This window comes from Nocardia fusca NBRC 14340, from assembly GCF_001618425.1.
Classification (GTDB): domain Bacteria; phylum Actinomycetota; class Actinomycetes; order Mycobacteriales; family Mycobacteriaceae; genus Nocardia; species Nocardia fusca.
Genome location: NZ_BDCU01000093.1, coordinates 1 through 1,352 on the forward strand (window position 1 = coordinate 1; position 1,352 = coordinate 1,352).

Consider the following 1,352-nt stretch of genomic DNA (forward strand, 5'->3'; position numbering starts at 1 on the left):
TGAATCGCCCCGGGTTTGGTGCTCATCTTCTTTCTTGGGAAGGATGGGCAGATCATGCCTGCGAAGTACGACGAAGCGACCAGGGCCAAGGCTGTCCGGCTGGTCGTCGATCACCGTGACGACTACGACAGTGAGTGGGCCGCGATGAAAGCGGTCTCCGCGCGGTTGGGAATGACCACGGAGACTCTGCGTAAATGGGTGCGTAAGGCCGAGGTCGACGCCGGTGAGGCTGACGGGGTCACCACGGAGTCGGCGCGGCAGATCCGCGAGTTGAAACGCAAGAACGCCGAGCTCGAGCAGACCATCGAGATCCTGAAGGCGGCAGCGAGTTTCTTCGCGCGGGAGAGCGACCCGCGACACCGTTGATCTGCGAGTTCATCGCCGAGCATCGCGCTCGGTTCGGGGTCGTTCCGATCTGCCGTGTGCTGAGAGCACACGGTGTCAAGATCGCCCCGAGGACTTTCCACGCCCGGAGCCGGCGTCCGCTGTCGAAACGTGCCCTGTGGGACACCGTGGTGGCCGAGGTCCTGGCCGGCTACTACAACCCCGACGGCGCAGGCCGGCGGAAACCGGAATCGCTGTATGGCGCCGAGAAGATGTGGGCCCACCTGCAACGACAGGGCATCGAAGTGGCCCGCTGCACTGTGGAGCGGCTGATGCGGAACAACGGCTGGCGTGGGGTCGTGCGACGTAAGAAGGTGCGGACCACGGTGTCGGATCCGACGGCGTCGCGGGCACCGGATCTGGTGGATCGCCAGTTCCGGGTTCCGGCACCGAACGTGCTGGTCGTGGCTGATTTCACGTACGTGCGGCTGGTGTCGGGGGCATTCGTCTATACCGCTTTCGTCATCGACGCCTACGCCGGGCGGATTCTGGGATGGGAGTGCTCGACGAGCAAGGAAACCGCCTTCGTCGAGTCCGCGATACGGCAAGCTGCGGGGTTGCGGTCCCGGCAAGGGTGCCCGTGGGACGGGGAAACGATCCATCATTCGGACGCCGGATCGCAATACACTTCAGTGAAACTTGGTGAGGCACTGGTTCTTTCGGGTTTACGCCCATCGATCGGGTCGGTCGGCGACGCCTACGATAATGCCCTGGCCGAGACCACGATCGGTCTCTACAAGACCGAAGCGATCCGCGACGACTCCCCGTTCCGGTGCGGTGCACTGACCCGGCTTGCCGATGTCGAACTGCTCACCGCGAACTGGGTCGACTGGTACAACACCTCCCGGCTCATGCACCGCCTCGGCCGCATACCACCGGCCGAGTACGAAGCCGACTACTATGCCAACCTGCCCCAGCAAACGGCTGGAGACAGATAACCCGGTGCGCATCGAACCCGGGGTGGTTCA

General features: G+C 63.9%; 1 protein-coding gene. It reads left to right on the plus strand.

Features of this window, described 5'->3' with window-relative positions; all coding sequences use genetic code 11:
* Positions 1 to 54 precede the first annotated feature (54 nt).
* Positions 55 to 1,322 (plus strand): IS3 family transposase gene (locus tag NF4_RS35975; protein ID WP_157120809.1). Its coding sequence is split into 2 segments (ribosomal slippage): positions 55 to 325 and positions 325 to 1,322, totalling 1,269 coding nucleotides; the frame shifts between segments, so codons are not numbered across the junction.
* Positions 1,323 to 1,352 lie beyond the last annotated feature (30 nt).